The organism is Sphingomonas sp. CCH9-F2 (assembly GCF_001556735.1).
GTDB classification, from domain to species: Bacteria; Pseudomonadota; Alphaproteobacteria; order Sphingomonadales; family Sphingomonadaceae; genus Sphingomonas; species Sphingomonas ginsenosidimutans.
In genome coordinates, this window is sequence record NZ_LSJO01000716.1 from 1 (window position 1) to 24,121 (window position 24,121).

General features: G+C 69.0%; 19 protein-coding genes. 7 read left to right on the forward strand and 12 right to left on the reverse strand.

Annotated features, from left to right (window positions below; translation table 11 throughout):
- Positions 1-60: 60 nt before the first annotated feature.
- From AX685_RS20595 to AX685_RS20585, 3 genes are all read right to left on the reverse strand, one after another.
- Positions 61-1,032 carry an SDR family NAD(P)-dependent oxidoreductase gene (locus tag AX685_RS20595; protein ID WP_066492163.1) on the reverse strand — a complete coding sequence of 324 codons (972 nt, stop codon included), beginning with the start codon at positions 1,030-1,032 and terminating at the stop codon, positions 61-63.
- Between the two features lie 34 nt (positions 1,033-1,066).
- Positions 1,067-2,368 carry a UDP-glucose dehydrogenase family protein gene (locus tag AX685_RS20590; RefSeq protein ID WP_066492166.1) on the reverse strand — a complete coding sequence of 434 codons (1,302 nt, stop codon included), beginning with the start codon at positions 2,366-2,368 and terminating at the stop codon, positions 1,067-1,069.
- 163 nt (positions 2,369-2,531) lie between these two features.
- Positions 2,532-2,987: a PilZ domain-containing protein gene (locus tag AX685_RS20585; protein ID WP_176484752.1), complete on the reverse strand. Its 456-nt coding sequence runs from the start codon at positions 2,985-2,987 to the stop codon at positions 2,532-2,534.
- 619 nt (positions 2,988-3,606) lie between these two features.
- On the opposite strand from AX685_RS20585, the gene AX685_RS20580 reads away from it, so the two are divergent.
- Positions 3,607-4,908 carry a sugar transferase gene (locus AX685_RS20580; protein WP_066492172.1) on the forward strand — a complete coding sequence of 434 codons (1,302 nt, stop codon included), beginning with the start codon at positions 3,607-3,609 and terminating at the stop codon, positions 4,906-4,908.
- A 154-nt stretch (positions 4,909-5,062) separates the two neighbouring features.
- Here AX685_RS20580 and AX685_RS20575 read toward each other — a convergent pair whose 3' ends face one another.
- From AX685_RS20575 to AX685_RS23395, 3 genes are all read right to left on the reverse strand, one after another.
- Positions 5,063-6,421, reverse strand: a complete 1,359-nt coding sequence (locus tag AX685_RS20575; RefSeq protein ID WP_066492174.1) for an HlyD family type I secretion periplasmic adaptor subunit — start codon at positions 6,419-6,421, stop codon at positions 5,063-5,065.
- Positions 6,418-8,196 carry a type I secretion system permease/ATPase gene (locus AX685_RS20570; protein WP_082741120.1) on the reverse strand — a complete coding sequence of 593 codons (1,779 nt, stop codon included), beginning with the start codon at positions 8,194-8,196 and terminating at the stop codon, positions 6,418-6,420. The genes AX685_RS20575 and AX685_RS20570 overlap by 4 nt, the downstream gene beginning before the upstream one ends.
- A 112-nt stretch (positions 8,197-8,308) precedes the next feature.
- Entirely contained in the window at positions 8,309-13,132 is a 4,824-nt protein-coding gene (locus tag AX685_RS23395) for a cadherin domain-containing protein (RefSeq protein ID WP_066492185.1), read from the reverse strand.
- A gap of 230 nt (positions 13,133-13,362) precedes the next feature.
- On the opposite strand from AX685_RS23395, the gene AX685_RS20560 reads away from it, so the two are divergent.
- From AX685_RS20560 to AX685_RS20535, 6 genes are all read left to right on the forward strand, one after another.
- The gene (locus AX685_RS20560; protein ID WP_066492187.1) at positions 13,363-13,800 is read left to right on the forward strand and encodes a hypothetical protein; all 438 of its coding nucleotides are present in this window, start codon (positions 13,363-13,365) and stop codon (positions 13,798-13,800) included.
- On the forward strand, positions 13,797-14,987 hold the full coding sequence (locus tag AX685_RS20555) for a hypothetical protein (RefSeq protein ID WP_066492189.1): 1,191 nt from the start codon (positions 13,797-13,799) through the stop codon (positions 14,985-14,987). The genes AX685_RS20560 and AX685_RS20555 overlap by 4 nt, the downstream gene beginning before the upstream one ends.
- Positions 14,988-15,158: 171 nt before the next feature.
- A complete protein-coding gene (rfbA, locus tag AX685_RS20550; protein WP_066492204.1) occupies positions 15,159-16,043 on the forward strand; it encodes a glucose-1-phosphate thymidylyltransferase RfbA in 885 nt (294 codons plus the stop codon).
- Positions 16,040-16,585, forward strand: a complete 546-nt coding sequence (gene rfbC, locus AX685_RS20545; RefSeq protein WP_066492191.1) for a dTDP-4-dehydrorhamnose 3,5-epimerase — start codon at positions 16,040-16,042, stop codon at positions 16,583-16,585. Before rfbA (AX685_RS20550) ends, rfbC (AX685_RS20545) begins: the two co-directional genes overlap by 4 nt.
- The gene (gene rfbD / locus AX685_RS20540; RefSeq protein ID WP_066492193.1) at positions 16,582-17,439 is read left to right on the forward strand and encodes a dTDP-4-dehydrorhamnose reductase; all 858 of its coding nucleotides are present in this window, start codon (positions 16,582-16,584) and stop codon (positions 17,437-17,439) included. Before rfbC (AX685_RS20545) ends, rfbD (AX685_RS20540) begins: the two co-directional genes overlap by 4 nt.
- A 1-nt stretch (position 17,440) precedes the next feature.
- The gene (locus AX685_RS20535; RefSeq protein WP_066492201.1) at positions 17,441-18,709 is read left to right on the forward strand and encodes an acyltransferase family protein; all 1,269 of its coding nucleotides are present in this window, start codon (positions 17,441-17,443) and stop codon (positions 18,707-18,709) included.
- Here the strand turns inward: AX685_RS20535 and AX685_RS20530 are convergent.
- The 6 genes from AX685_RS20530 to AX685_RS20505 form a co-directional block, all read right to left on the reverse strand.
- Positions 18,670-19,938, reverse strand: a complete 1,269-nt coding sequence (locus AX685_RS20530) for an acyltransferase family protein (protein WP_066492201.1) — start codon at positions 19,936-19,938, stop codon at positions 18,670-18,672. The two genes, AX685_RS20535 and AX685_RS20530, sit on opposite strands and share 40 nt — an antisense overlap.
- Before the next feature lies 1 nt (position 19,939).
- Positions 19,940-20,797 (reverse strand): dTDP-4-dehydrorhamnose reductase, encoded by an 858-nt coding sequence (gene rfbD, locus AX685_RS20525; protein WP_066492193.1) that lies wholly within the window; start codon positions 20,795-20,797, stop codon positions 19,940-19,942.
- The gene (gene rfbC, locus AX685_RS20520) at positions 20,794-21,339 is read right to left on the reverse strand and encodes a dTDP-4-dehydrorhamnose 3,5-epimerase (RefSeq protein ID WP_066492191.1); all 546 of its coding nucleotides are present in this window, start codon (positions 21,337-21,339) and stop codon (positions 20,794-20,796) included. Before rfbC (AX685_RS20520) ends, rfbD (AX685_RS20525) begins: the two co-directional genes overlap by 4 nt.
- Positions 21,336-22,220, reverse strand: a complete 885-nt coding sequence (gene rfbA / locus AX685_RS20515) for a glucose-1-phosphate thymidylyltransferase RfbA (RefSeq protein WP_066492204.1) — start codon at positions 22,218-22,220, stop codon at positions 21,336-21,338. Before rfbA (AX685_RS20515) ends, rfbC (AX685_RS20520) begins: the two co-directional genes overlap by 4 nt.
- A gap of 171 nt (positions 22,221-22,391) precedes the next feature.
- Entirely contained in the window at positions 22,392-23,582 is a 1,191-nt protein-coding gene (locus AX685_RS20510) for a hypothetical protein (protein ID WP_066492189.1), read from the reverse strand.
- A complete protein-coding gene (locus tag AX685_RS20505; RefSeq protein ID WP_066492187.1) occupies positions 23,579-24,016 on the reverse strand; it encodes a hypothetical protein in 438 nt (145 codons plus the stop codon). Before AX685_RS20505 ends, AX685_RS20510 begins: the two co-directional genes overlap by 4 nt.
- Positions 24,017-24,121: the final 105 nt, after the last annotated feature.

The window sequence follows — 24,121 nt, forward strand, 5'->3', positions numbered from 1 at the left end:
GCGACAGCGGCCACAGCCGCGTCCCCGATCCGCCCGACAGGATCACCGGAACGATCTGCGTCATGCGCCGTAGAACTCCCGATACCATTGAACGAACCGCCCGATCCCCTCGCCCAGCATCACCTTCGGTCGATAGCCGGTGAGCGCGTGAAGCTTCGACACGTCGGCGAAGGTCGCGGTGACGTCGCCGGGCTGCATCGGGCGCATGTGCTTGATCGCGGTGCGGCCCAACGCCGCCTCCAGCGTCCCGATCATGTCCATCAGCCCGACCGGGTGGCTGTCGCCGATGTTGAGAACGCGGTGCGCGCCGCGCGCGGGCGGATGGTCCAGCGCGCCCACCACCCCGTCGACGATATCGTCGATGAAGGTGAAGTCGCGCGCCATCTTCCCCTCGCCATAGACCTCGATCGGCTCGCCCGACAGGATCTTCCGCGTGAAGCCGAAGATCGCCATGTCCGGCCGCCCCCACGGGCCGTAGACGGTGAAGAAGCGCAGCCCCGTCTGCGGGAATTTGTAGAGCGTGGCATAGGCATCGCTCATCAGCTCGCATGACCTTTTGGTCGCAGCGTAGAGCGATACCGGGTTCACCGCGGCATCGTCCTCGCTGAACCCGCCGCCGTTGAGCGGCCGGTCGCCATAGACCGAGCTGGACGAAGCATAGACCAGATGCTCGAACCCCGGCGCATGGCGGCTCGCCTCCAGCAGCGACAGATGCCCCGCCAGGTTCGAGCGTTCGTAGGCGAACGGATTGTCGATGCTGTACCGCACCCCCGCCTGCGCGGCGAGGTGGACGATCCGCGTGACGCCATGGTCGCGCACCAGCGCCGCGACCATCTCCGCATCGGCGATATCGCCGCGCACCATCCGCATCGCGGGCACGTCGGCGAAGCTGGCGGCGCGCGCTTCCTTCAGCGCGGGGTCGTAATAATCGTTGAAATTGTCGATCCCGATCACGCTGTAGCCGCGGTCCAGCAGGCGATGCGCGACGGCATGGCCGATGAACCCGGCGGCGCCGGTGACGAGGATGGTCATCGCGTCGCTCCCTCGCCCCCGGCGCGCATCACGCTCAGCGCCCGATGCTGGTATAGTCGAAACCGGCGGCGCGCACTTCGTCCGGGATGTAGATGTTGCGCAGGTCGACCAGCACCGGCGATGCCAGCAGCGACTTGACCCGCGCCAGGTCCAGCGCGCGGAACTCGTCCCATTCAGTCACGATCGCCAGCGCGTCGGCGCCCTCGATCGCGCTGTACGGCCCGTCGCAATAATCGACGTTGTCGAGCACCTTCTTGGCCTGCTCGACCCCCTCGGGGTCATAGGCCTTCACGGTCGCACCGGCGTCCTGCAGCGTCTGGATCACCGCGATCGCGGGCGAATCGCGCATGTCGTCGGTGTTCGGCTTGAACGTCAGCCCCAGCACCGCGACGGTCTTACCGCGCACGTCGCCGCCCATCGCGGCGATGATCTTGCGCCCCATCGCGCGCTTGCGGGTGTCGTTGACCGCCACCACCGCCTCGACGATGCGCTGCGGCGCGTCATAGTCCTGGCTGGTCTTGAGCAGCGCCAGCGTATCCTTGGGGAAGCACGACCCGCCATAGCCGGGGCCGGCGTGAAGAAACTTCGACCCGATGCGATTGTCGAGGCCGATGCCGCGGCTGACGTCCTTCACGTCGGCGCCCACCTTCTCGCACAGGTCGGCGATTTCGTTGATGAAGGTGATCTTGGTCGCCAGGAAGGCGTTGCCGGCATATTTGATCAGTTCCGCGGTGCGGCGGCGCGTGACCAGGATCGGCGCGGCGTTGAGGTACAGCGGACGGTACACCTGCCGCATCACCTCGGTCGCGCGGTCGTCCTCCGAGCCGATCACGATCCGGTCGGGGCGCTTGAAATCGTCGATCGCGGCGCCTTCGCGCAGGAATTCGGGGTTGGAAACGACGCCGAACTGCGCCTGCGGTGCGGCCTCGCGGATGATCCGCTCCACCTCGTCGCCGGTGCCGACCGGCACGGTCGACTTGGTGACGACCACCGCATAGCCGGTCAGCGCCTCGCCGATTTCCTTGGCGGCGGCGTGGACATAGGTGAGGTCGGCATGCCCGTCGCCGCGCCGCGACGGCGTGCCCACCGCGATGAAGATCGCGTCGGCGCCCGCCACGCCCTCGGCCAGTTCGGTCGTGAAGCGCAGGCGCCCGGCCTGCACGTTGCGCGCGACCAGTTCGTCGAGCCCGGGCTCGTAGATCGGCATCACGCCGTTCAGCAGCCGCTCGATCTTGCTCGCGTCCTTGTCGACGCAGACGACGTCGTGCCCGAAATCGGCGAAACAGGCACCCGACACCAATCCGACATAGCCGGACCCGATCATGGCGATCTTCACGAACGTCTCCCTCTTTGTGATCCGTCAGGCCGCCCGCACGTGGTGCGGCGCAAAACGATCGCGGCGCTCGCGACTTAACCTGATCCGGTGGGGAATCAAGCGTCGCGGGCGCCGCGTGGAGACGGTGCGAAGCCGTGCGGAGACGGTGCGAAAGGGTGGGACGTCAGACCAGAAACCAGAAAAGCGCCAGCGCCGCCCACGGCCCGGCGACCCCGGCGAGCAGCAGCAGCAGGCGCGCGCGCGGGCTCCACTTGCGCGCAACCGGCGGCGGCGCGAACTGGCCGGCATTGGGGAACGGTTCGATATTGCTGCCGCCGAAGGCCGCGGTCACCGCGCCCGCCGGTAGCGGCGCGTCGAATTCGCAGCCATAGCCCTCCGGCCCGTGCCACACGACACGCGCACGGGTCAGGCCGACATGCGCGATGCCGATGCTGAACGTGGTGCCCCGCGCGATCGCCGCCGCGGTGTGCAGACGACAGCCGTCGCGCGTCAGGTCGACCAGCACCGTTTCGATCACGGTGCCGTCGTCCAGGCGGATCGTCCCCGGACGCCCCAGCTCACCGCGCAGCGCACCGCGACGATCGCCCGAATCGGCCAGGTGCCGAGCAGCCGTACCCATCAGCATCATCCCATCACCCGTTGCATGGGCGGCAGGATGCACCGTCGAAGGTTTACAAACCGCTCACAGCGGCATCGCCCGGCAAAAAGATTCAGGCGTAAAATCATGCACGCGCACCATACCCGATACCCGAAACGATCTTTTTTTCCAATTTTACACTTGCATGACTCCCGCCAATTTGGGACCAGTTGTGCAAGCGCCGTGTCAGAATGACACAGAACGGCGCACGGAGAGGATGAATGATCGAACTTGCCCATGCCGATGATGTGGTTTCCGCATCGGCGCTGCTCGGCTTCGGTGGCTCGCTGGCCGCCGGTCTGTTGTGCTGGGCCGCGATCATCGTCGCCGTCATCTGACCGCCGCACGCTCGGGGTGTCGCGCGCGCGGGCCGTTCCGCCGCGCGTGACCGCCGCTCGCTTCCCTGCGGCCGCCATGGCCGTTGCTTCCTGACGATCTGTGCCTATAGTCCGCGCCCGCAGGCGACGATGTACCGGGACAATCGGTCCCGGTCGGACAGTCGGGGGAGAAGCGCGTGAATGATGGTGTGCAGCGATTGATCGCTGAGCCATCCCTGTCATCAGGCCTGCTGTTCCGCGGCGCCCCGTCGCGGACGCTTCGCGTGCATCTGGCCCTGTCGGTCGTGCTAGGCGATCTGGCCGCGATCATGCTCGGGATCCTGGTGGCATGGTTCGTGAAACCGGATCCGGCGGCGCTGGTCGCGCTGCTGGCGGTCACGCTGCCGATCTATGCCGGCACCGCGCTCAATTCGCGCGCCTTCGCGATCAGCACGCTACGCCGCGGCAGCGGCGGCGTCTCGATCGCGCTGCGCTCGCTGGCCTTCAGTTTCGCGGCGCTGTTCCTGCTGGTCTATTTCATCCGCAGCGAACAGTTCATCCCGCGTTCCATGCTGCTGACCACGATGGTCGCGTCCGCGGTGCTGCTGGGCGGGTTCCGAATCGCCGTGGGCAGCTACATCCACCGCCACCTCAACGACCGGCTACTCGCCGAAATGGTCATCTTCGACCGCGCGCGCACCCAGGTGCCCGACCGGATGATCCAGATCGATGCCGAAACGACCGGCATCGTCCCCGACCTGGCCGATCCGGTCGCGCTGCATCGTTTCGGCGAGCTGGTCCGCGACATGGACCGCGTGGTGATCGTCTGCGAACCGGATGCGCGGGCCGACTGGGCGATGATGCTGAAAGGCGCCAACGTCCTGGGCGAGGTGATGGTCGACGACATCGGGTCGTTCGGCGCGTTCGGCATCAGCGCGGTCGCGCATCACCCCACCCTGCTGGTCGCCAGCGGCCCGCTGACGCTCAGCCAGCGGGTGACGAAGCGGCTCTTCGATCTGGCGCTGTGCATCCCCGCGCTGATCGCGCTGGCGCCGGTGCTGCTGCTGACCGCACTGGCAGTGAAGCTGGACAGCCGCGGGCCGGTGTTCTTCCGCCAGCGCCGCGTCGGGCGCGGCAACGCCTTTTTCGAAATCCTGAAGTTCCGCAGCATGCACGTCGCGGAATGCGATGCCGACGGCAACGTCTCCGCCGGGCGCAGCGACAGCCGCGTGACCCGCGTCGGCCGCTTCATCCGCAGCACCAGCATCGACGAGCTGCCGCAGCTGTTCAACGTCGTGTTCGGTTCGATGAGCCTGGTCGGCCCGCGCCCGCACGCGCTCGGCTCGCTGGCGGGTACGCAATTGTTCTGGGAAATCGACAACCGCTACTGGCTCCGCCATGCGTGCAAGCCGGGGCTGACCGGCCTGGCGCAGGTCCGCGGCTTCCGCGGCGCGACCCACCGGCGCGAGGATCTGACCAACCGCCTCCAGGCCGATCTTGAGTATCTCAACGGCTGGAGCATCTGGCGCGACATCTCGATCATCTTCGCGACGCTGCGCGTGGTCGTCCACCGCAACGCCTTCTAGGATCTGGCGGGCATCCCCCGCCACTCCTCGCGGACCCAATCGAAATCTCGGCGAAGCTCGTTCCCGTCATGCCGGACTCGTTCCGGCATGACGGAACGATGGCGCGGCGGGCGTGCCGGACCTCGCCCGCGCCATCCCCACCGCGTTCAGCCCCTCATTGCTCCGCGAAGGTCTTCGACACCCGCGCCAGCAGCGGCCCAACCAGATAGTCCAGCGCACTGCGCGCCTTCGTCGGGATCATCACCTCCACCGGCGTGCCGGCGCGCAGCGCCCCGGCCACGCCGTCGCGACGCATCCGCTGCACCTCGGCGGGGGCCAGCCGGATCGCGGCGGTGTAGAACACCTGCCCGGTGCGCTCATCCTCGATGCTGTCGGCGGACACGCGCTCGACCGTGCCGTGCAGCGGCGGGGCCAGCCGGCCGCGCGATCCGGCGGCGCGCACTTCGGCGGCCTGCCCCGGCGTCAGCTCCATCGCGTCGGTCGCCGATACCTTCGCCTCGACGACGATCGCGTCGCGCGCGGGGACCAGTTCCAGCAGCCGCGCGCCCGCGGGCACCACCGATCCCGCCATCGCGGGCTGGAGCGCAGTGACGGTGCCCGCGAACGGCGCACGCACGACGGTGCGGCGCAGCTGGTCGCGCGCCGCCTGCCATTGCGGCAGCACCGCCGCCAGATCGTTCTGCGCCGCGCGCAACCGCTCGGCATTCTGATTCGCACGCTCGCTCCGCAGCTGGGTCAGCTGCAACTGCGCCTCGCCCGCCTGGTTGCGCAGCCGCGCCATCTCCGCGACCGTCTCGCCCTGGTCGCCATCCAGCGCCGCGGCGGATCGTTCCAGGTTCAGCACCCGCTCGCGCGTCGCCAGCCCGCGCTTCAACAACCCGCGATAGGCGTCCAGTTCGCTGGCATTGAGCGCCCGCTGGCGCTGCGTGGAGCCGAGCCGCTGGCGATAGCCGTCGATCTGGTGGCCCACCTGCACGCGCCGGTCGCGCAATACCGCGGCCTGTGCCCCCTCCAGCGCGCGTTGCGCGTCGAGTTGCGCCTGCTCGCTCGCCACCGCCGCCGCCGCCAATGCGCGGTCGGCTTCAGAGGACGCACCCATCGTCGCGGGCATCGCGACTCGCGACCCACCGCGCAATTCGGTCTCGATCCGCGCGATTTCGGCCTGCAATCCGAACGTGCGCGCCGCCAGCGAGCGCTCCTGCGCCAGCGCCTCGCTCGCGGTGAAGGCGACCAGCTGCTGCCCGGCGCGCACCCGCATCCCGTTGCGCACGTCCAGCGACGAGATGATCCCCGCCGCCGGTGCCTGCACCACCTGCCGCGCGTCGGTCAGCCGCACCACGCCGCCGCCGACAACCGCCGCGTCCAGCCGCGTGGCGACCGCCCAGCCGCCGAAGCCCAGCACCAGCAGCCCGGCCAGCGCCGCGCCCCAGCGCAGCTCGCGCCGCGGATCGTGGATCGCGGTACGATCGCCATCGGGCAATACGAACCGGTCGAAGGTGGCGGACATGCTCATGCGTTGACCTTCCGGGGGCGATAGGACGCCGGGGTGATGGCGGAAATGAAGCTGCCGGGGCGCGGGCCGGCCTCGGCGCCGGCGCCGGCGATCGGCCCGAACTGCGCGATCCGGCCTCCCTCCAGCGCCAGCAGCATGTCGGCACCGGCCAGCACGTCGGTGCTGTGCGTCGCGAACAGCACGGTCCGCCGCGCCTCGCGCATCCGCACCAGCAGCGCAGCGAAGGCGCGCTGCGCCTCCGCATCGAGATGCGCGGTCGGCTCGTCCAGCACCAGCACCGCCGGCTCGCCGAACAGCGCGCGCGCGATCGCCACCTGCTGCGCCTGCCCCGCCGACAGCCCGGTCCCGCCGATGTCGAGCAGCGTGTCGTAACCCTGCGGCAGCCGCGCGATCATCTCATGCGCGCCGATCGCCTGCGCCGCCGCGATCGCCGCCGCGTCCAGCCGCATCGCCTCCTGCGCGTCGTTGGGACGGCGGAAGCGGGTGATGTTCTCCTTCACGGTGCCGGGGAACAGGATCGAATCCTGCGGCACGAAACCGACATGCTCGGCCAGCCGCTCGGCATCCCAGTCGTTGCGCGAGGTGCCGTCGAAGCGGACATGCCCCGCCTGCGGCGCCACCGCGCCCGCGATCGCGCGCAGCAGCGTGGACTTGCCCGCGCCGCTGTGCCCGACGATCCCGACGATCGTCCCCGGCGCCACCGCGAAGCCGATCTCGCTCAGCAGCACGCGCCCCGTCAGCGGCGCGCACACCGTCAGCTGTTCCACCTGCACCGCGCCGGTCGGCGCGGGCAGCGCGGTGTGATCGCGCACCGGCGCGCCGTCGAACAAGGCGCTCAACCGGCGATAGGCGGCGCGCAACGACACGATCGTACGCCAGCTGCCCACCGCCTGCTCGATCGGCGCCAGCGCGCGCGACATCAGCAGCGACGCGGCGATCATCGAACCGGCCGACAGGCTGCCCTCGATCACCAGCACCGCGCCCAGCGCAAGCGACCCGGACTGGACCGCCAGGCGGAAGAACTTGATGATGCTGCCGTGCGCGCTCCCGGCGAAGCTGGCCTCCAGCTGGAGCGCGTTGGCCGCGCCGCGTTCGCTCGCCTGGCGCAGCGCCAGCGACTGCACCATCCCCAGCGCGCGCGCTTCGGCGGCGAAGGCGGCGGCGTGGTTCTGCCGAGCGTAGGCGATGCTCACCGCCTCGCCGGCGCGCTTCATCGGCGATGCGGTCATCGCCTCGTTCGTCCAGGCGAGCGCCAGCAGGATCGCGCCCGCGACGATCATCATCAGACCCAGCGCCGGGTGCAGCAGGAACGCGACCAGGATGTAGATCGGCGTCCATGGGGCATCCAGCGCGGCGAGCACGCCGGGGCTGCCGATCCCCTGCCGAACGGTGTCGAAATCGCGCATCGCCTCGGCCCGCTGGACCCGCGACAGGTCGGGGCGGTTCATCGCCACCGCCAGCGTGTCGCGCGCCAGCGTCGCCTCCAGCGCCGCGCTGGCCCGGATCAACACGCGCGAGCGCAGCCATTCGAACGCCGCCAGCGCCGCCAGCCCGGCCAGCGTCAGCACCCCCAGCGCCACCAGCGTCGGGATGCTGCCGCTGGGCACCACCCGGTCGTACACCTGCAGCATGAACAGCGACGGGGTGAGGTACAGCAGGTTGCCGAGCGCGCTGAACGCCGCCGCCCCCAGCAGATGCGGGCGACAGCGCGCGATCGCGCGGCGGATCGGGTCCGCGCTGCCGCGCATGGAACGGGGGGAGGCGATCGACGACATTGGGGGGAACCTCGTGACACGCACCGGCTGCGCGTGCGTACACGCTAGGCCGGATTGGTTAGCGAAGCGTTGACCAGCCGCGCTTTTGTCCCGCGTTCCCCGATATTTGTCGTCAGATCACATGCGGATCGAAATAGTCCGCGCCCAGCTTGATCAGGCCGTCGGGATGGTCCGGCACCACGAACGTATAGTCGCCGTGCGCATCGGCCACCATGCCGGTGCCGCCGCCCAGCGAGTGCGCATCGGTCAGCCCGCTGCGGTCCGGCGCCGGCTCACGCGAGGCATTGAACGATACCCAGCCCTTGGGCAGCTCGGGCATGTCGATCACCCCGATCGTCACCGCCTTGTCCACCGTCAGCCCGCCCGCATCGGTCGCGCGGATGGTCAGCGCGTAGCTGCCCTTGCCTTCGTAATCGAGCGCCGCGGTGGTGGTGATGACCCCGGTGCGCGCGTCGATCGCGAACGGCATCCCCTTGGCATTGACCAGCGAATAGGACAGCGCCAGCCCTTCCGGGTCGCTGGCGCGCGCCACGCCCGCCAGCGCGCCGGGCGCTAGGTTTTCCGCCACCTTGCCGCCGGCCAGCGCCAGGTCGACCGGCGCCTCGTTGACGTCGGTGACGCCGATCGAGACCAGCTTGTCCACCTTCAGCCCGCCCGGATCGCTGGCGCGCACCGTCAGCGAATAGGCGTTGCGCGCTTCGTAATCGAGCGGCGCGGTGGTGGTGATGACCCCGGTGCGCGCGTCGATCGCGAACGGCAACCCGCTGGCGCCGACCAGCGAATAGGACAGCGTGTTGCCGTCCGGATCCGCCGCGCGCGCCGTCCCCACGATGGTGCCGGCGGCCATGTTCTCGGTCACGGTCCCGCCGGTCAGCGTCAGGTTCGCCGGTGCCTCGTTCACGTCGGTGACGCCGATCGTCACCGCCTTGTCGGTGCTCAGCCCGCCGACATCGGTCGCGCGGACCGACAACGCGTAGCTGCTGCGCGTTTCGTAATCGAGCGGCGCGGTTGTGGTGATGACGCCGGTGCGCGCGTCGATTGAGAACGGCATTCCCGTGCCGCCGACCAGCGAATAGGTCAGCGTCCGCGCCTCCGGATCGATCGCCGACACGGTGCCGACGATCGCGCCGGCAGCTAGGTTCTCCGCCACCTTGCCGCCCGCCAGCGTCACGCTGACCGGCGCCTCGTTGACGTCGGTGACGCCGACCGTGACGGCCTTGTCCACGAACAGCCCGTTGCTGCCGGTGGCGCGCACCGTAATCGAATGGGCCTTCTGCGTTTCGTAATCGAGCGTCTTGGCGGTGACGATCTTGCCCGTCTGCGGGTCGATGGCGAACATCCCGCCGGCGCTGTCGACCAGCGAATAGCTGATCGCGCGGCCCTGCGCGTCGGTCGCCGCCGCGGTGCCGACCAGCGCGCCGGGGGCGCCGTTCTCGGCCACGTCGGCGACCGACAGCGTCAGGTTGGACGGCGCCGACGGGGCCGGCGCGGTGCTGTTGGGCACCAGTTCCAGCGCGGTGTTGCGATAATTGACCGCGATCGTCTCCGGCGCGTCGGCGCGGTACACGCCCTGCTTCAGATAGGGGCCGACCGCATCCTGGAAGCCCAGCGGCCCGGTATAGTCGACGATCGTCACCCCGTCGCGCACCACCGTCAGGCGGCCGTCCCCGCCGGGCAGGAACTTGACCGTGACGTCGAACGCATACCATTTGCCGCGGGTGATGTCGGCGGTGTCGGTGAAGTGGCGCTGATAGACCGAATCGTCCACCGCCATGATCGACGTCGCGCTGCTGCGCGTCACGATGCGCATCTTGTCGCCGACCATCTCCAGCGCGAACGGCGGGCTGTGCGGCGCGTCGCCGGGATCGAAGGTGGACTGGAGCTGCATCAGCGTCATCCACGACGCGGTGTTCTTGGCCCCCGCCTCCACCATCACGTCGAACGTCAGATGATAGGTCTTGCCCAGGTCCAACTTGGCGGTCGCATAGGTTTCGCTGCGCTCCTTGCCGGCGGTGCCATCGCCCGACCAGTGATCGCCCGCGCGCACCTCGAAGCGGTTGACCCCGGCGGCCGAGGTGAAGCTCCACGCCTGCCCCGCATTCTGCGCACGCAGGTCGAGCGCCACGGAGACGGGCGTGGTGACGATCCCGCCGACCACGCCGCCCACCGTGCCCAGCGCCGAATCGACGACGCCGGGCAGCGTGATCGGCCGCGAGGCGACCGGCGCGGTGAAGGTATAGCCGGTGGCGGTCGCGGTCAGCCGCGCCGGATCGACCGCGGTCAGCCGGATCGTCTCACCGGTGGTGAAGGTCAGCAGCGTGTCCGACCCGCTGGCGGCGACGGTCGGGCGCAGCCCGGCGGTGAGATAGGCCGACAGGTCCAGCTTGTCCGCCTCGCCGTTGCGCCCGAAATCGGTGATCGTGTCGTTGCCCGATCCACGTGCGAACACGAAGGTGTCGACGCCCGCACCGCCGGTCAGCGTGTCGTTGCCGCCACCGCCGGTCAGCGTGTCGTTCCCCGCGCCGCCAACCAGCACGTCCGCCTTCGCGCCGCCGGTGGCGGTGTAGGCGGCGCCGGTGACGCCGTACAGATGCACCTCGCGCGCACCATCGGCGGTGGTGGTCACGTCCTGCAACAGCGCGATCCCGTCGCTGGCGAAGGTCTTCGTCGTGATGCTGCCATCCGACCGGCCGATCACCGACGTGGTCAGCAGCCCGTCCGTGGTAAAGCTGTTGGTGACGGTGACGACCTTTCCGTCGGACAGCACGTCGCGCGAGTAATAGAGGCTGCCATCGCCGCGCAGCCGCTCCACCGACACCATCGCGCCGGCGGCGTTGTAGGTTTCGTGAACGGTGCGGTAATTCGGGTCGGTCTGCCCGTAATACCACACTTCCTTCGATCCGTCGGCGTGGTTCAGGATGCTGCGCGTCACGGTCGCGCCATCGGCGGCATAGGTCTTCTGCGTCGTCTCCGCACCTTGCACGATCAGCATCGAGGTCAGCACGCCGGCGTTGCTGTACGATCCGGTGGCGACCGCGCCGGTCGCCAGGTCCACCGTCTTGGTGAAGACCAGGCTGTTGTCGGCCCGCATCCGCGTCAGCGAGGTGAGCGTGCCGTTGGCGGCATATTGCTCATGCGCCTGGGTATAGGTCTGGCCGGTGATGCCGTAGATCCACACGTCCTTCAGGCCGCCGGTCTGCTGGACGATGTGGCGCAACAGTGTGAAGCCGTCGGCGGCGTAGTTCTTGGTCTCGACCACGCCGGGCTGTTCGATCGTGCGCGTCGTCAGCAGGCCGGCGGTGTTGTACTGGTCCGAGGTGGTGCGCCCGAGCGCGTTATTCACCGTCTTGCCGAACACCATCTTGCCGTCGGCCTGAGTGCGGGTGAGCGATATCAGCGCGCCCTTTGCGTCGAACGTGCTGTATTCGGTGGTATAGGCCTGCCCGACAATGTTGAGCGCGTACGTCTCCTTCGACCCGTTGACATGGGTGATCGTCTTGCCGCGCAGCGTGCCGTCGGACTGGAACGAGCGTACCTCGACAGACCCGTCGGCATAATAAGTGGTGTTGCCGGAGGTGTAGGTGACCGCAGTCGCATTCTCGATCGCGGTGATCGGGGCCGGCGCATATTTCTCCAGCAGGTTCATCTGCGGCCGGTCGCTGCCGCCGACCGGGTCGATCGAGAAGTAATTGTTGTTGCCCGCCGCCCAGTACGTGCCGCCCAGCCACGCATCGGCGTGCTGCGCCATATAGGTCAGCATCTTGTCCAGAGCGGACAGGCTGGTGGCGTCGGTGCCGACGCCGAATTCGCCCAGGAACAGCTTCTGGTTGTTCTGCAGCGCCCATTGCGTGATCGCCTGCAGCCGCTGCACGCCGATATCGGCGCTGACCGGGGTGGCGACCCCGCCCGAGGCGGTGAGGTCGAGATACTGGTGGACCTCGAACGCATATTTGTCGAGCGGATCGACCACGCCCTTGCCGATCGTGGCGGCATTGCCGCTGGTCAGCCAGTTGTACGCGCCGTCCCATGCGGAACCGGCGACCAGGATCGTCTGCGCCGCGCCCGCCGCGCGGATCGCCGCGATGGCCGCATTGGCGGACGCCAGCCAGTCGGCCGGGGTCTGCTCGTTCGGCTCGTTCATCAGCCCGAGCATGACGTTGCCGCGATCCTTCAGCGCACCGCCCAGCGCGCCCCACATCGCCGCGAAATCGGCGTTGGTGACCACCGGACCGCCGATCAGTTCGCCATAGGCGCGGCCGAAATTGTGGACGTCGACGACGATCGTCATGCCCTTGGTCGCGGCATAATCGATGACGTGGGTGATGCGGTCGATATACGCTTGGTCGAACGCGCCGCCCTTGGTGGGCTGCAGCTGCTCCCACAGGATCGGCAGGCGCAGGATGTTCATACCCTTGCTGGCGTAATAATCGAGGTTCGCGTCGGTCGGGAACACCACCGGCAGGTGCCAGTCGGCCAGCTGGTTGGTGGTGAATTCCGCGCCCGAATAGGCGATGCCCAGATATTGCAGCGCGCCCGGCGTCGACGTCATGAACTGCGATGTCGAGAAGGACAGCGACCCGTTCGAGAACAGCGCCGCCGACGTCAGCCCGGCCTGATAGCCCAGATGCGCGTTCGCCCCCGTCGCCAGCGCGGCCTGGAACGTGCGGCCGTCGAGCGCGAGTTCGTTGATGTACAGGTTGCGATCCTGTCCCGTGGCCGAATCGTGATGATCGTTGGCGTAGACGATACGGATATCGTCGTTCGCCGAATCGCTCTGATACGAAAAGGTGAAGGTGTTCCACTGCCCAAGGCGGTAGTCGGCACCGACCTCGACATTGGTGGCGACCGCCACCCCGTTGACGAACACCGAGAATGCCGGCTTCCCCGATGCTTCGGTCCCCGACACCTTGATCGACAGATTATGCGTGATCGCCACCAGACAAGCTTCCCGTAAACCCACGATCGCGCGGTCGACCGTGATGAAGTTCCGTTTAGTTTTATGGATTTACCAAAGGGCTGTGGGGGGTGGTTAAGCAGCCGTTAGACCCCCTGCGACAAAGGTCGACATGCCCCACAGCGCCGGGCCGCGACCCGCCGCGATCCCGCCCCTGTCCTACATCGCCCGATCGCGATTAAGAACATATGGCGAACAACAGGAGATGTGCGATGACGATGGCATCCATCGAGGCGCCGGCGGGCTTCGTGCCCGCGCTGGGCGTCAGTTTCGGCGCGATCGGTACCGGGGCGACCCCCGTCGATCCCGACCATCCGCTGCCGGTGACCGCCGTTGCGTGGCAGGGGGCAGCCACCACCGCCCCGGTCGCCGGCACCGCGTCCGCCGCGACGTTGGCCGGGCCGTTCGCGCCCGCGCTGGGGCGCCCGATATGGTTGACGCTGATGGGAAGCTGGACGGGCACGGTCAAGCTGCTGCGCTCCACCGACGGCGGCACCACCCGCCTGCCGATGACGATCGGCGGCAGCGGCTGGGGCAGTTTCCAGGGCAATTGCAACGAACCGGTGGCGGAGGAAAGCGTCGCGGGCGCGACCTATTACCTCGACATCGCCGTGACGTCGGGCACGCTGTCGTACCGGGTGACGCAATGAGCGCCGACGTCATCGCGCGCGGGCTGGCCGCCCGTGCGTGGACCGAGCGGCCGCGCGTGCCGATCGCGCTGGCAGTGCTCGGCCAGTCGAACGAACGCGGGCAGGTATCGCCTGCCGAGGCGATCGGCGGGGTCGCGTCGCGCACCGCCTGGCCCAATGCCTTCGCCAGCCAGCGCAATCCGGCGATCCGCTACCCGGTCGGGCCGGCGGGCGCGCTGACCGGCGGCTATCATTTCCGCCTCTATGACGATCTGTTCGACGCCGGCTACGATCCGCAGATCGTCAACGCCTCGATCGGCAGCATGTCGATGCTGCGCGATGCCGCCGGGCAGATCCTGGACATCGCCGCCTGGCGGTCGCAGGGCGTCCGGCAGCAGCGCGTCGCGGATGTGCCCGGCGACCGCGGCTATGCCGGCGATTATGGCGTCGCGGCGGGCAAGCTGTTCGTGTGCACGACCGGGCGGCGCGCCTACGCCTTCCACCAGGGCACGTTCCTGCCGGGCGATACGGGGGTGAACCAGAACCTTGATTTCATCCGCGAAATCGGCAGCCATGCCACCGCCGCGACCGCGCCGGACTTTTCGGGGGCGTCGGTGGGCGGCACCGTGTCCGACGGATCGGCGGTGTGGACCTGCGTCAGCGCATCGACCAGCTATCTCGGCTTCGGCTACGGGCCGGGCGCCTGTACCGAGACGCGCGCGGGGTTCGACCCGTTCGGCATCCTGCGCCGCTGCCACGAGGAGATGGGCCGGGTGCGCACCGCGCGCGAACGGATCGTGATCCTGTGCAACGGCCAGTCGGACACCGGACTGACCAACGGCCAGTATCAGGGCGCGATCAACAGCATCGCGTCCTTCTTGGCCAACCGCGGCTATTCCGTGCATCTCGGCCTGTCCGTCTACAACCCCAGCGGCAACAACATCGCCGGCTACGACACGCTGACCGCCGCGCTCGCCTCTTCCTACGCCTTCCTGACCGGGGGCGGCGGTTTCTCGCCGACGCAGATCCGGCTCGGACCGAACCTCTATCAGTTGATGGGGTCGACCGGCGACATGGCCGCGGGCGGCGCGCATTTCGCCAAGGACGGCGGGCAGGACAATATCCACCTCAACGCGCGTGGCGCGGTAGCGGCGGGCGGGCATCTCGCCGCCGCGGTCACCGCCTGGCTGCGCCCGATCCAGCGCTAGGTCGATTCGGCGGCGGCCCCGATCGCGGGGGTCGCCGCCCTCGACATATCGTATCGGCGGCGCGCATCGTCCCTCGATGACGCTGCATTGCACAAAACCGACGCCCTCGGGCGTTGTTTGCGCCGCATCAACCGCCTAGAGAGCCTTCATACTGGGTATGAGGTGATCGTTGTGCGCAAGGGCATCATTCTGGCGGGCGGTTCGGGCACGCGCCTGTATCCCCTGACCAAGGGCGTCTCCAAGCAGCTGATGCCCGTCTATGACAAGCCGATGATCTATTATCCGCTGTCGACGCTGCTGCTGTCGGGCATCCGCGAGATCATGATCATCACCACCCCGCACGATCAGGCGGCGTTCCGCGCGCTGCTGGGCGACGGCAGCGAGCTGGGCATCGAACTTCACTATGCCGTCCAGCCCGAACCCGCGGGCCTGGCGCAGGCCTATCACATCGGCGCCGATTTCGTCGGCGACTCGCCCTCCGCGCTCGTGCTGGGCGACAACATCTTCTACGGCCACGGGCTGGTCGATCTGCTCAGCCGCGCCAGCGCGCGCGACGATGGCGCGACCGTGTTCGGCTATTATGTCAAGGACGCGACCGCCTATGGCGTCGTCTCCTTCGACGCCGACGGGCGCGCCGAGACGATCGAGGAAAAGCCGCCGGTGCCGAAGTCGAACTACGCGGTCACCGGCCTGTATTTCTACGACGGCAAGGCGGTGGAACTGGCGCGCGACCTGAAGCCGTCGCCGCGCGGCGAGCTGGAGATCACCGATCTCAACCGCCTGTATCTGGAGGCCGGCACGCTCTCGGTCGAGATCATGGGCCGCGGCTATGCCTGGCTCGATACCGGCACGCACGCCTCGCTGCTCGACGCCGCGCAATATGTCCAGATCACCGAGGACCGGCAGGGGCTGAAGATCTGCTGTCCCGAGGAGATCGCCTGGCGCCGCGGCTTCATCGACGATGCGCAGCTCGAGCGGCTGGCCGCGCCGCTGCGCAAGAGCGGCTATGGCGAATATCTGCTGGGGCTGCTGCAGGGCCGGGGGGCGCGCGCATGAACGTGATCGAGACGGCGATTCCGGGGCCGCTGATCCTGGAGCCGAAGGTCTTCGGCGACGACCGCGGCTTCTTCATGGAAAGCTGGAACGCCGACACGTTCCGCGCGATCGGGCTGGACGTGGCGTTCGTGCAGGACAACCACAGCCGCTCGGCGCGTGGCGTGCTGCGCGGGCTGCATTTCCAGAACCCCAATCCGCAAGGCAAGCTGGTGCGCGTCGCGGCCGGGCGCGTGTGGGACGTGGCGGTCGACGTCCGCCGTTCCTCCCCTCATTTCGGCAAGTGGGTGGGCGTGGAACTGTCGGCGGCGAACAAGCGCATGTTCTGGGTGCCGCCGGGCTTCGCGCACGGCTTCGTCAGCCTGGAGGACGGCACCGACTTCCTCTACAAATGCACCGCGCTCTACGATCCGTCGGCGGAACATTCGCTGCTGTGGAACGACCCCGCGCTGGGCATCGACTGGCCGGTGGAGGGGATCGAGCCGCAGCTGTCGGGCAAGGACAAGGTCGGCAAGCCGCTGGCCGAGATCGAGGGTTTCGCATGAAGGCGCTGATCACCGGCGCGCACGGCCAGCTGGGACGTGGCCTGGCCGCCAGCGCGCCCGTGGGCACCACGCTCGTCCTCCACGATCGCGACACGCTCGACATCACCGATCGCGCGGCGGTGGACGCGCTGGTCGCGGCGGAGCGCCCGGACGTCATTCTCAACGCCGCCGCCTATACCGCGGTGGACAAGGCGGAAAGCAACGAGGATGCGGCCCATGCGGTCAACGCGACCGCGACCGGCATCCTGTCCGACGCGGCGCGCGCGCATGATGCCCGCTTCGTCCATGTCTCCACCGATTTCGTGTTCGACGGGCGCGCGGGCGTTCCCTACGCCCCCGACGCGCCGACCGCGCCGCTCAGCGCTTATGGCCGCACCAAGCTGGCGGGCGAGCAGTTGGCGGGCGCCGGTGCGCTGATCGTGCGTACCGCCTGGGTCTATGCGCCGACCGGCGGCAATTTCGTTCGCACGATGCTGCGCGTGATGGCCGAACGGCCCGAGGTCCGCGTCGTCGCTGACCAGATCGGCACCCCCACCTACGCCCCCGGCCTCGCCGCCGCGCTATGGACGCTCGCCGACAAGGGCGTGACCGGCACGCATCACTACACCGATGCTGGCGCCGCCAGCTGGTACGATTTCGCCGTCGCCATCCAGGAAGAGGGGCTGGCCGCGGGCCTGCTCGATCGCGCGGTCCCGGTCGTGCCGATCGCCACCGCCGACTATCCGACGCCCGCGGCGCGCCCGCATTATTCGGTGCTCGACAAGACCAGCACCTTCACCGCGCTGGGCGGCCCCACCCCGCACTGGCGCGCCAATCTGCGCACGATGATCGCCGCGATCGCGGGGGAAGGCTGAGATGACCGCCGGCGAGCGCCCGGCCCGCGCCGCCGTCGGTCATATCGACGCGATCGGCGGCCTGCGCGCGCTGGCGGTCCTGTCGGTGGTGCTGTTCCACCTCGACGCCGCCTGGCTGCCGGGCGGCTTCGTCGGGGTCGACGTCTTCTTCGTCATCTCGGGGTTCGTCGTCGCCCATTCGGTGATTGGCGCGCGTGCCACGTCGTTCCGGGACTATTTCCTGTGGTTCTACCGGCGGCGCTTCCTGCGCATCCTGCCGGCGATCTTCGTCTATGTGATGGTGATCGGCATCCTGGGAGTGCTGTTCATCCCCACCGCGGAGGTCAGCCGCTTCATCGAGATCACCGGCGCCGCATCGCTGTTCGGCGCCAGCAATTTCGTGCTGCTGTGGAAGTCGGGCGATTATTTCGCCGCAGCGACCGAGTTCAACACCTTCACCCATACCTGGTCGCTGGCGGTGGAGGAGCAATATTACCTCATCTTCCCGCTGTTCTCCTATTTCCTGCTGATCTGCGCGCCCGGCCCGCGACGCGGGCTGGCGGTGGCGCTGATGTGGGCGGCGTGCATTGCCTCGCTCGCCTGCGCCGCGGTGCTGACCGTACGCGCGCCGGCGGCGGCCTTCTACATGCTGCCGGCGCGCTTTTGGGAATTGGGGCTCGGGTTCCTGCTGCGCTATCACGACGGCGCGGCGCGGCGCGCGGGCGCGACGCTGGCGCGGCATCGCGCGGTCGAAAGCGTGGTCGCGGGCGCGGCGCTGCTGGCGCTCGGCTATGCCTTCGTCGCCACCTCGCCGCGCGCCTTCCCCTTCCCGGGCGCGGTGCTGCCGTGCGCGGCGACGGCGGTGCTGCTGCTGCTCGCGTGGCAGCGCGGTGACGGCTGGGCCGCGAGGCTGCTGTCGTGGCGGCTGCTGACCGCGATCGGCCTCATCAGCTACTCGCTGTACCTGTGGCACTGGGGCGTCATCGTCCTGATGCGCTGGACGGTCGGACTGGACGCCATCGCACTGAAAGCGATCGCGGGTGCCGCGATGCTGCTGCTGGCGATCCTCAGCTACCGGCTGGTCGAGCGGCCGTTGCGCTACAGCGGGCTGCTCAACCGCCTGCCGCCGCTGCGCTTCTTCGCCGCTTACGGCGTGGCGGGGGCGCTGATCGGCGCCGTTGTCCTGGGCGCGATGGTGGCCAAGCCGCGCGTCGGCCTCGCCGCGTCGAACGACGCCGCGGTGTGGAGCCCCTATGTCGCCCGCCCCGGCGCGCCGGGGCGGGCGACATAGGGGCTCCACACCGCGGCGTCGTTCGACGCGGCGAGGCCGACGCGCGGCTTGGCCACCATCGCGCCCAGGACAACGGCGCCGATCAGCGCCCCCGCCACGCCGTAAGCGGCGAAGAAGCGCAGCGGCGGCAGGCGGTTGAGCAGCCCGCTGTAGCGCAACGGCCGCTCGACCAGCCGGTAGCTGAGGATCGCCAGCAGCAGCATCGCGGCACCCGCGATCGCTTTCAGTGCGATGGCGTCCAGTCCGACCGTCCAGCGCATCAGGACGATGACGCCCCAGTGCCACAGGTACAGCGAGTAGCTGATGAGGCCGATCGCGGTCAGCAGCCGCCACGACAGCAGCCTCGCGGCCCAGCCGTCACCGCGCTGCCACGCGAGCAGCAGCAGCACCGCCGTCGCCGCGCACGGCAGCACCGCGCCCGGGAAGGGGAAGGCGCGCGGCGAGGTGGCGACGAAGGCATAGCCGAGCGCCAGCAGCGCCGCGCCCGCGACCACGCTTTCGACCGCGCGATGCCGCGCCAGCGTCGCGCCCGCGCGCCGCGCCGCGCCGTCGTGATAGCGCAGCAGGAACCCGAGCCCCAATTCCCAAAAGCGCGCCGGCAGCATGTAGAAGGCCGCCGCCGGCGCGCGTACGGTCAGCACCGCGGCGCAGGCGAGCGAGGCAATGCACGCCGCCCACATCAGCGCCACCGCCAGCCCGCGTCGCGGGCCGGGCGCGCAGATCAGCAGGAAATAGGAGAACAGCGGGAAGATGAGGTAATATTGCTCCTCCACCGCCAGCGACCAGGTATGGGTGAAGGTGTTGAACTCGGTCGCTGCGGCGAAATAATCGCCCGACTTCCACAGCAGCACGAAATTGCTGGCGCCGAACAGCGATGCGGCGCCGGTGATCTCGATGAAGCGGCTGACCTCCGCGGTGGGGATGAACAGCACTCCCAGGATGCCGATCACCATCACATAGACGAAGATCGCCGGCAGGATGCGCAGGAAGCGCCGCCGGTAGAACCACAGGAAATAGTCCCGGAACGACGTGGCACGCGCGCCAATCACCGAATGGGCGACGACGAACCCCGAGATGACGAAGAAGACGTCGACCCCGACGAAGCCGCCCGGCAGCCAGGCGGCGTCGAGGTGGAACAGCACCACCGACAGGACCGCCAGCGCGCGCAGGCCGCCGATCGCGTCGATATGACCGACGGCGGCGCGGGCCGGGCGCTCGCCGGCGGTCATCTCAGCCTTCCCCCGCGATCGCGGCGATCATCGTGCGCAGATTGGCGCGCCAGTGCGGGGTGGGGCCGCCCAGCGCGGTGAAGGTGCTGGTCTTGTCGAGCACCGAATAATGCGGGCGCGCCGCGGGCGTCGGATAGTCGGCGGTGGCGATCGGCACGACCGGGACCGCGCGATCGAGCAGGCCCGCGGCCAGCCCCTCTTCCTGGATGGCGACGGCGAAATCGTACCAGCTGGCGGCGCCAGCATCGGTGTAGTGATGCGTGCCGGTCACGCCCTTGTCGGCGAGCGTCCATAGCGCGGCGGCGAGGCCGGGGGCGTAGGTGGGGGTGCCGATCTGGTCAGCGACGACGCGGACCTCGGGCCGTTCGGCCATCACGCGCAGCATCGTGCGAACGAAATTGCCGCCGGTCGGCGCATAGACCCAGGCGGTACGCACGATCAGCGCACCGGCGCCCGCCAACTGCTCGCCCGCCAGCTTGGTGCGGCCATAAGCGCTGAGCGGCGCGGTCGGCGCGTCGGGGGCGTAGGGAACGCCCGCGCGCCCGTCGAACACGAAATCGGTGGAGACATGGACGAAGCGGGCATCATGCGCGCGCGCCGCGTCGGACAGGATGCCGGTCGCGGTCGCGTTGACCGCATGGGCCGCATCCTCGTTGCTTTCCGCCTTGTCCACCGCGGTATAGGCGGCGGCGTTGAGAATGACGTCCGGGCGCTCCGCCGCGACCAGCGCGTCCACCGCCGCGCGATCGGTGATGTCGAGCGTGTCGCGATCGTGGAGGACGAGCGTGGTGCCCACGGGCGCGCTGGCGGCCAGGCCACGTCCCAGCTGGCCGTGCGCGCCGGTGATCAGCGCCTTCATGCGAAACCCTCGATCTCGGCCAGCGGCTTGCCGACCTTGTCCTTGCCCGACAGCTGCGGCTCGATCCCCTCCACCGGCCAGTCGATGCCCAGCGCGGGGTCGTTCCACAGCAGCGAATGTTCCGCCGACGGATCGTAGAGCGCGGTGCATTTGTAGAGGAAGTCGGTGCCGTCCTCCAGGCTGACGAAGCCGTGCGCGAAGCCCGGCGGCACCCAGAACATGCGCTTGTTCGCCGCCGACAGTTCCACGCCCACCCACTTGCCGAAATGAGGGGAGGAACGGCGGACGTCGACCGCCACGTCCCACACGCGCCCGGCCGCGACGCGCACCAGCTTGCCTTGCGGATTGGGGTTCTGGAAATGCAGCCCGCGCAGCACGCCACGCGCCGAGCGGCTGTGGTTGTCCTGCACGAACGCCACGTCCAGCCCGATCGCGCGGAACGTGTCGGCGTTCCAGCTTTCCATGAAGAAGCCGCGGTCGTCGCCGAAGACCTTCGGCTCCAGGATCAGCGGCCCCGGAATCGCCGTCTCGATCACGTTCATGCGCGCGCCCCCCGGCCCTGCAGCAGCCCCAGCAGATATTCGCCATAGCCGCTCTTGCGCAGCGGCGCGGCCAGCCGCTCGAGCTGCGCATCGTCGATGAAGCCGCGGCGCCAGGCGATCTCCTCGGGACAGCAGATCTTCAGCCCCTGCCGGTCCTCGGTGATCTGGACATATTGCGCGGCGTCGAGCAGCGAGGCGTGCGTGCCGGTATCGAGCCAGGCATAGCCGCGGCCCATGATCTCGACCGAGAGCGTGCCGGCCTCCAGATACAGGCGGTTGAGATCGGTGATCTCCAGCTCGCCGCGCGGCGACGGCTTCAGGTCGCGCGCCAGTTCCACCGCCTTGCCGTCGTAGAAATACAGGCCGGTGACCGCGTAGTTCGACTTCGGCACCGGCGGCTTTTCCTCGATCGTCTCGGCGCGCCCGTCGGCGTCGAAGGAGACGACGCCATAGGCGGTCGCGTCCTTGACATAATAGCCGAACACGGTCGCGCCATCGTCGCGCGCGCTGGCGCGGCTGAGCAGATCGACCAGCCCGTGGCCGTAGAAGATGTTGTCGCCCAGCACGAGCGCGGAGGGCGAGTCGCCGACGAAATCGGCGCCGATGTGATAGGCCTGCGCCAGGCCCGCGGGTTCGGGCTGGACGGCATAGTGAAGTTCGATGCCCAGCTCGCTGCCGTCGCCCAGCAGCGCGCGGAACGCCGCCTGATCGTGCGGGGTGGTGATGATCATGATCTCGCGGATGCCCGACAGCAGCAGCGTCGACAGCGGATAATAGATCATCGGCTTGTCATAGACGGGCATCAGCTGCTTGGAGACGCCCTTGGTCAGGGGATACAGGCGCGTGCCCGAACCGCCCGCCAGAATGATGCCCTTGCGCACAACGATCACCTCATACCCAGTATGAAGGCTCTCTAGGCGGTTGATGCGGCGCAAACAACGCCCGAGGGCGTCGGTTTTGTGCAATGCAGCGTCATCGAGGGACGATGCGCGCCGCCGATACGATATGTCGAGGGCGGCGACCCCCGCGATCGGGGCCGCCGCCGAATCGACCTAGCGCTGGATCGGGCGCAGCCAGGCGGTGACCGCGGCGGCGAGATGCCCGCCCGCCGCTACCGCGCCACGCGCGTTGAGGTGGATATTGTCCTGCCCGCCGTCCTTGGCGAAATGCGCGCCGCCCGCGGCCATGTCGCCGGTCGACCCCATCAACTGATAGAGGTTCGGTCCGAGCCGGATCTGCGTCGGCGAGAAACCGCCGCCCCCGGTCAGGAAGGCGTAGGAAGAGGCGAGCGCGGCGGTCAGCGTGTCGTAGCCGGCGATGTTGTTGCCGCTGGGGTTGTAGACGGACAGGCCGAGATGCACGGAATAGCCGCGGTTGGCCAAGAAGGACGCGATGCTGTTGATCGCGCCCTGATACTGGCCGTTGGTCAGTCCGGTGTCCGACTGGCCGTTGCACAGGATCACGATCCGTTCGCGCGCGGTGCGCACCCGGCCCATCTCCTCGTGGCAGCGGCGCAGGATGCCGAACGGGTCGAACCCCGCGCGCGTCTCGGTACAGGCGCCCGGCCCGTAGCCGAAGCCGAGATAGCTGGTCGATGCGCTGACGCAGGTCCACACCGCCGATCCGTCGGACACGGTGCCGCCCACCGACGCCCCCGAAAAGTCCGGCGCGGTCGCGGCGGTGGCATGGCTGCCGATTTCGCGGATGAAATCAAGGTTCTGGTTCACCCCCGTATCGCCCGGCAGGAACGTGCCCTGGTGGAAGGCGTAGGCGCGCCGCCCGGTCGTGCACACGAACAGCTTGCCCGCCGCGACGCCATAATCGCCGGCATAGCCGCGGTCGCCGGGCACATCCGCGACGCGCTGCTGCCGGACGCCCTGCGACCGCCAGGCGGCGATGTCCAGGATCTGCCCGGCGGCATCGCGCAGCATCGACATGCTGCCGATCGAGGCGTTGACGATCTGCGGATCGTAGCCGGCGTCGAACAGATCGTCATAGAGGCGGAAATGATAGCCGCCGGTCAGCGCGCCCGCCGGCCCGACCGGGTAGCGGATCGCCGGATTGCGCTGGCTGGCGAAGGCATTGGGCCAGGCGGTGCGCGACGCGACCCCGCCGATCGCCTCGGCAGGCGATACCTGCCCGCGTTCGTTCGACTGGCCGAGCACTGCCAGCGCGATCGGCACGCGCGGCCGCTCGGTCCACGCACGGGCGGCCAGCCCGCGCGCGATGACGTCGGCGCTCATTGCGTCACCCGGTACGACAGCGTGCCCGACGTCACGGCGATGTCGAGGTAATAGGTCGCGCCCGCGACGCTTTCCTCCGCCACCGGTTCGTTGCAATTGCCCTGGAAACTGCCCCAGCCGCTGCCGCCGATCGTCATCGGCAGGCGGGTGGTGCCGCCGTCGGTGGAGCGCAGCAGCTTGACCGTGCCCGTCCAGCTTCCCATCAGCGTCAACCATATCGGGCGCCCCAGCGCGGGCGCGAACGGCCCGGCCAACGTCGCGGCGGACGCGGTGCCGGCGACCGGGGCGGTGGTGGCTGCCCCCTGCCACGCAACGGCGGTCACCGGCAGCGGATGGTCGGGATCGACGGGGGTCGCCCCGGTACCGATCGCGCCGAAACTGACGCCCAGCGCGGGCACGAAGCCCGCCGGCGCCTCGATGGATGCCATCGTCATCGCACATCTCCTGTTGTTCGCCATATGTTCTTAATCGCGATCGGGCGATGTAGGACAGGGGCGGGATCGCGGCGGGTCGCGGCCCGGCGCTGTGGGGCATGTCGA

Coding starts and splice junctions, on each gene's coding strand:
- AX685_RS20530 (WP_066492201.1), bottom strand. CDS start 19,938: ATGACCGCCGGCGAGCGCCCGGCCCGCGCCGCCGTCGGTCATATCGAC.
- AX685_RS20510 (WP_066492189.1), bottom strand. CDS start 23,582: ATGAGCGCCGACGTCATCGCGCGCGGGCTGGCCGCCCGTGCGTGGACC.
- rfbD (WP_066492193.1), bottom strand. CDS start 20,797: ATGAAGGCGCTGATCACCGGCGCGCACGGCCAGCTGGGACGTGGCCTG.
- AX685_RS20555 (WP_066492189.1), top strand. CDS start 13,797: ATGAGCGCCGACGTCATCGCGCGCGGGCTGGCCGCCCGTGCGTGGACC.
- AX685_RS20505 (WP_066492187.1), bottom strand. CDS start 24,016: ATGACGATGGCATCCATCGAGGCGCCGGCGGGCTTCGTGCCCGCGCTG.
- rfbC (WP_066492191.1), top strand. CDS start 16,040: ATGAACGTGATCGAGACGGCGATTCCGGGGCCGCTGATCCTGGAGCCG.
- rfbC (WP_066492191.1), bottom strand. CDS start 21,339: ATGAACGTGATCGAGACGGCGATTCCGGGGCCGCTGATCCTGGAGCCG.
- AX685_RS20560 (WP_066492187.1), top strand. CDS start 13,363: ATGACGATGGCATCCATCGAGGCGCCGGCGGGCTTCGTGCCCGCGCTG.
- AX685_RS20585 (WP_176484752.1), bottom strand. CDS start 2,987: ATGGGTACGGCTGCTCGGCACCTGGCCGATTCGGGCGATCGTCGCGGT.
- AX685_RS20535 (WP_066492201.1), top strand. CDS start 17,441: ATGACCGCCGGCGAGCGCCCGGCCCGCGCCGCCGTCGGTCATATCGAC.
- AX685_RS20570 (WP_082741120.1), bottom strand. CDS start 8,196: ATGTCGTCGATCGCCTCCCCCCGTTCCATGCGCGGCAGCGCGGACCCG.
- AX685_RS20595 (WP_066492163.1), bottom strand. CDS start 1,032: ATGACCATCCTCGTCACCGGCGCCGCCGGGTTCATCGGCCATGCCGTC.
- rfbD (WP_066492193.1), top strand. CDS start 16,582: ATGAAGGCGCTGATCACCGGCGCGCACGGCCAGCTGGGACGTGGCCTG.
- AX685_RS20575 (WP_066492174.1), bottom strand. CDS start 6,421: ATGAGCATGTCCGCCACCTTCGACCGGTTCGTATTGCCCGATGGCGAT.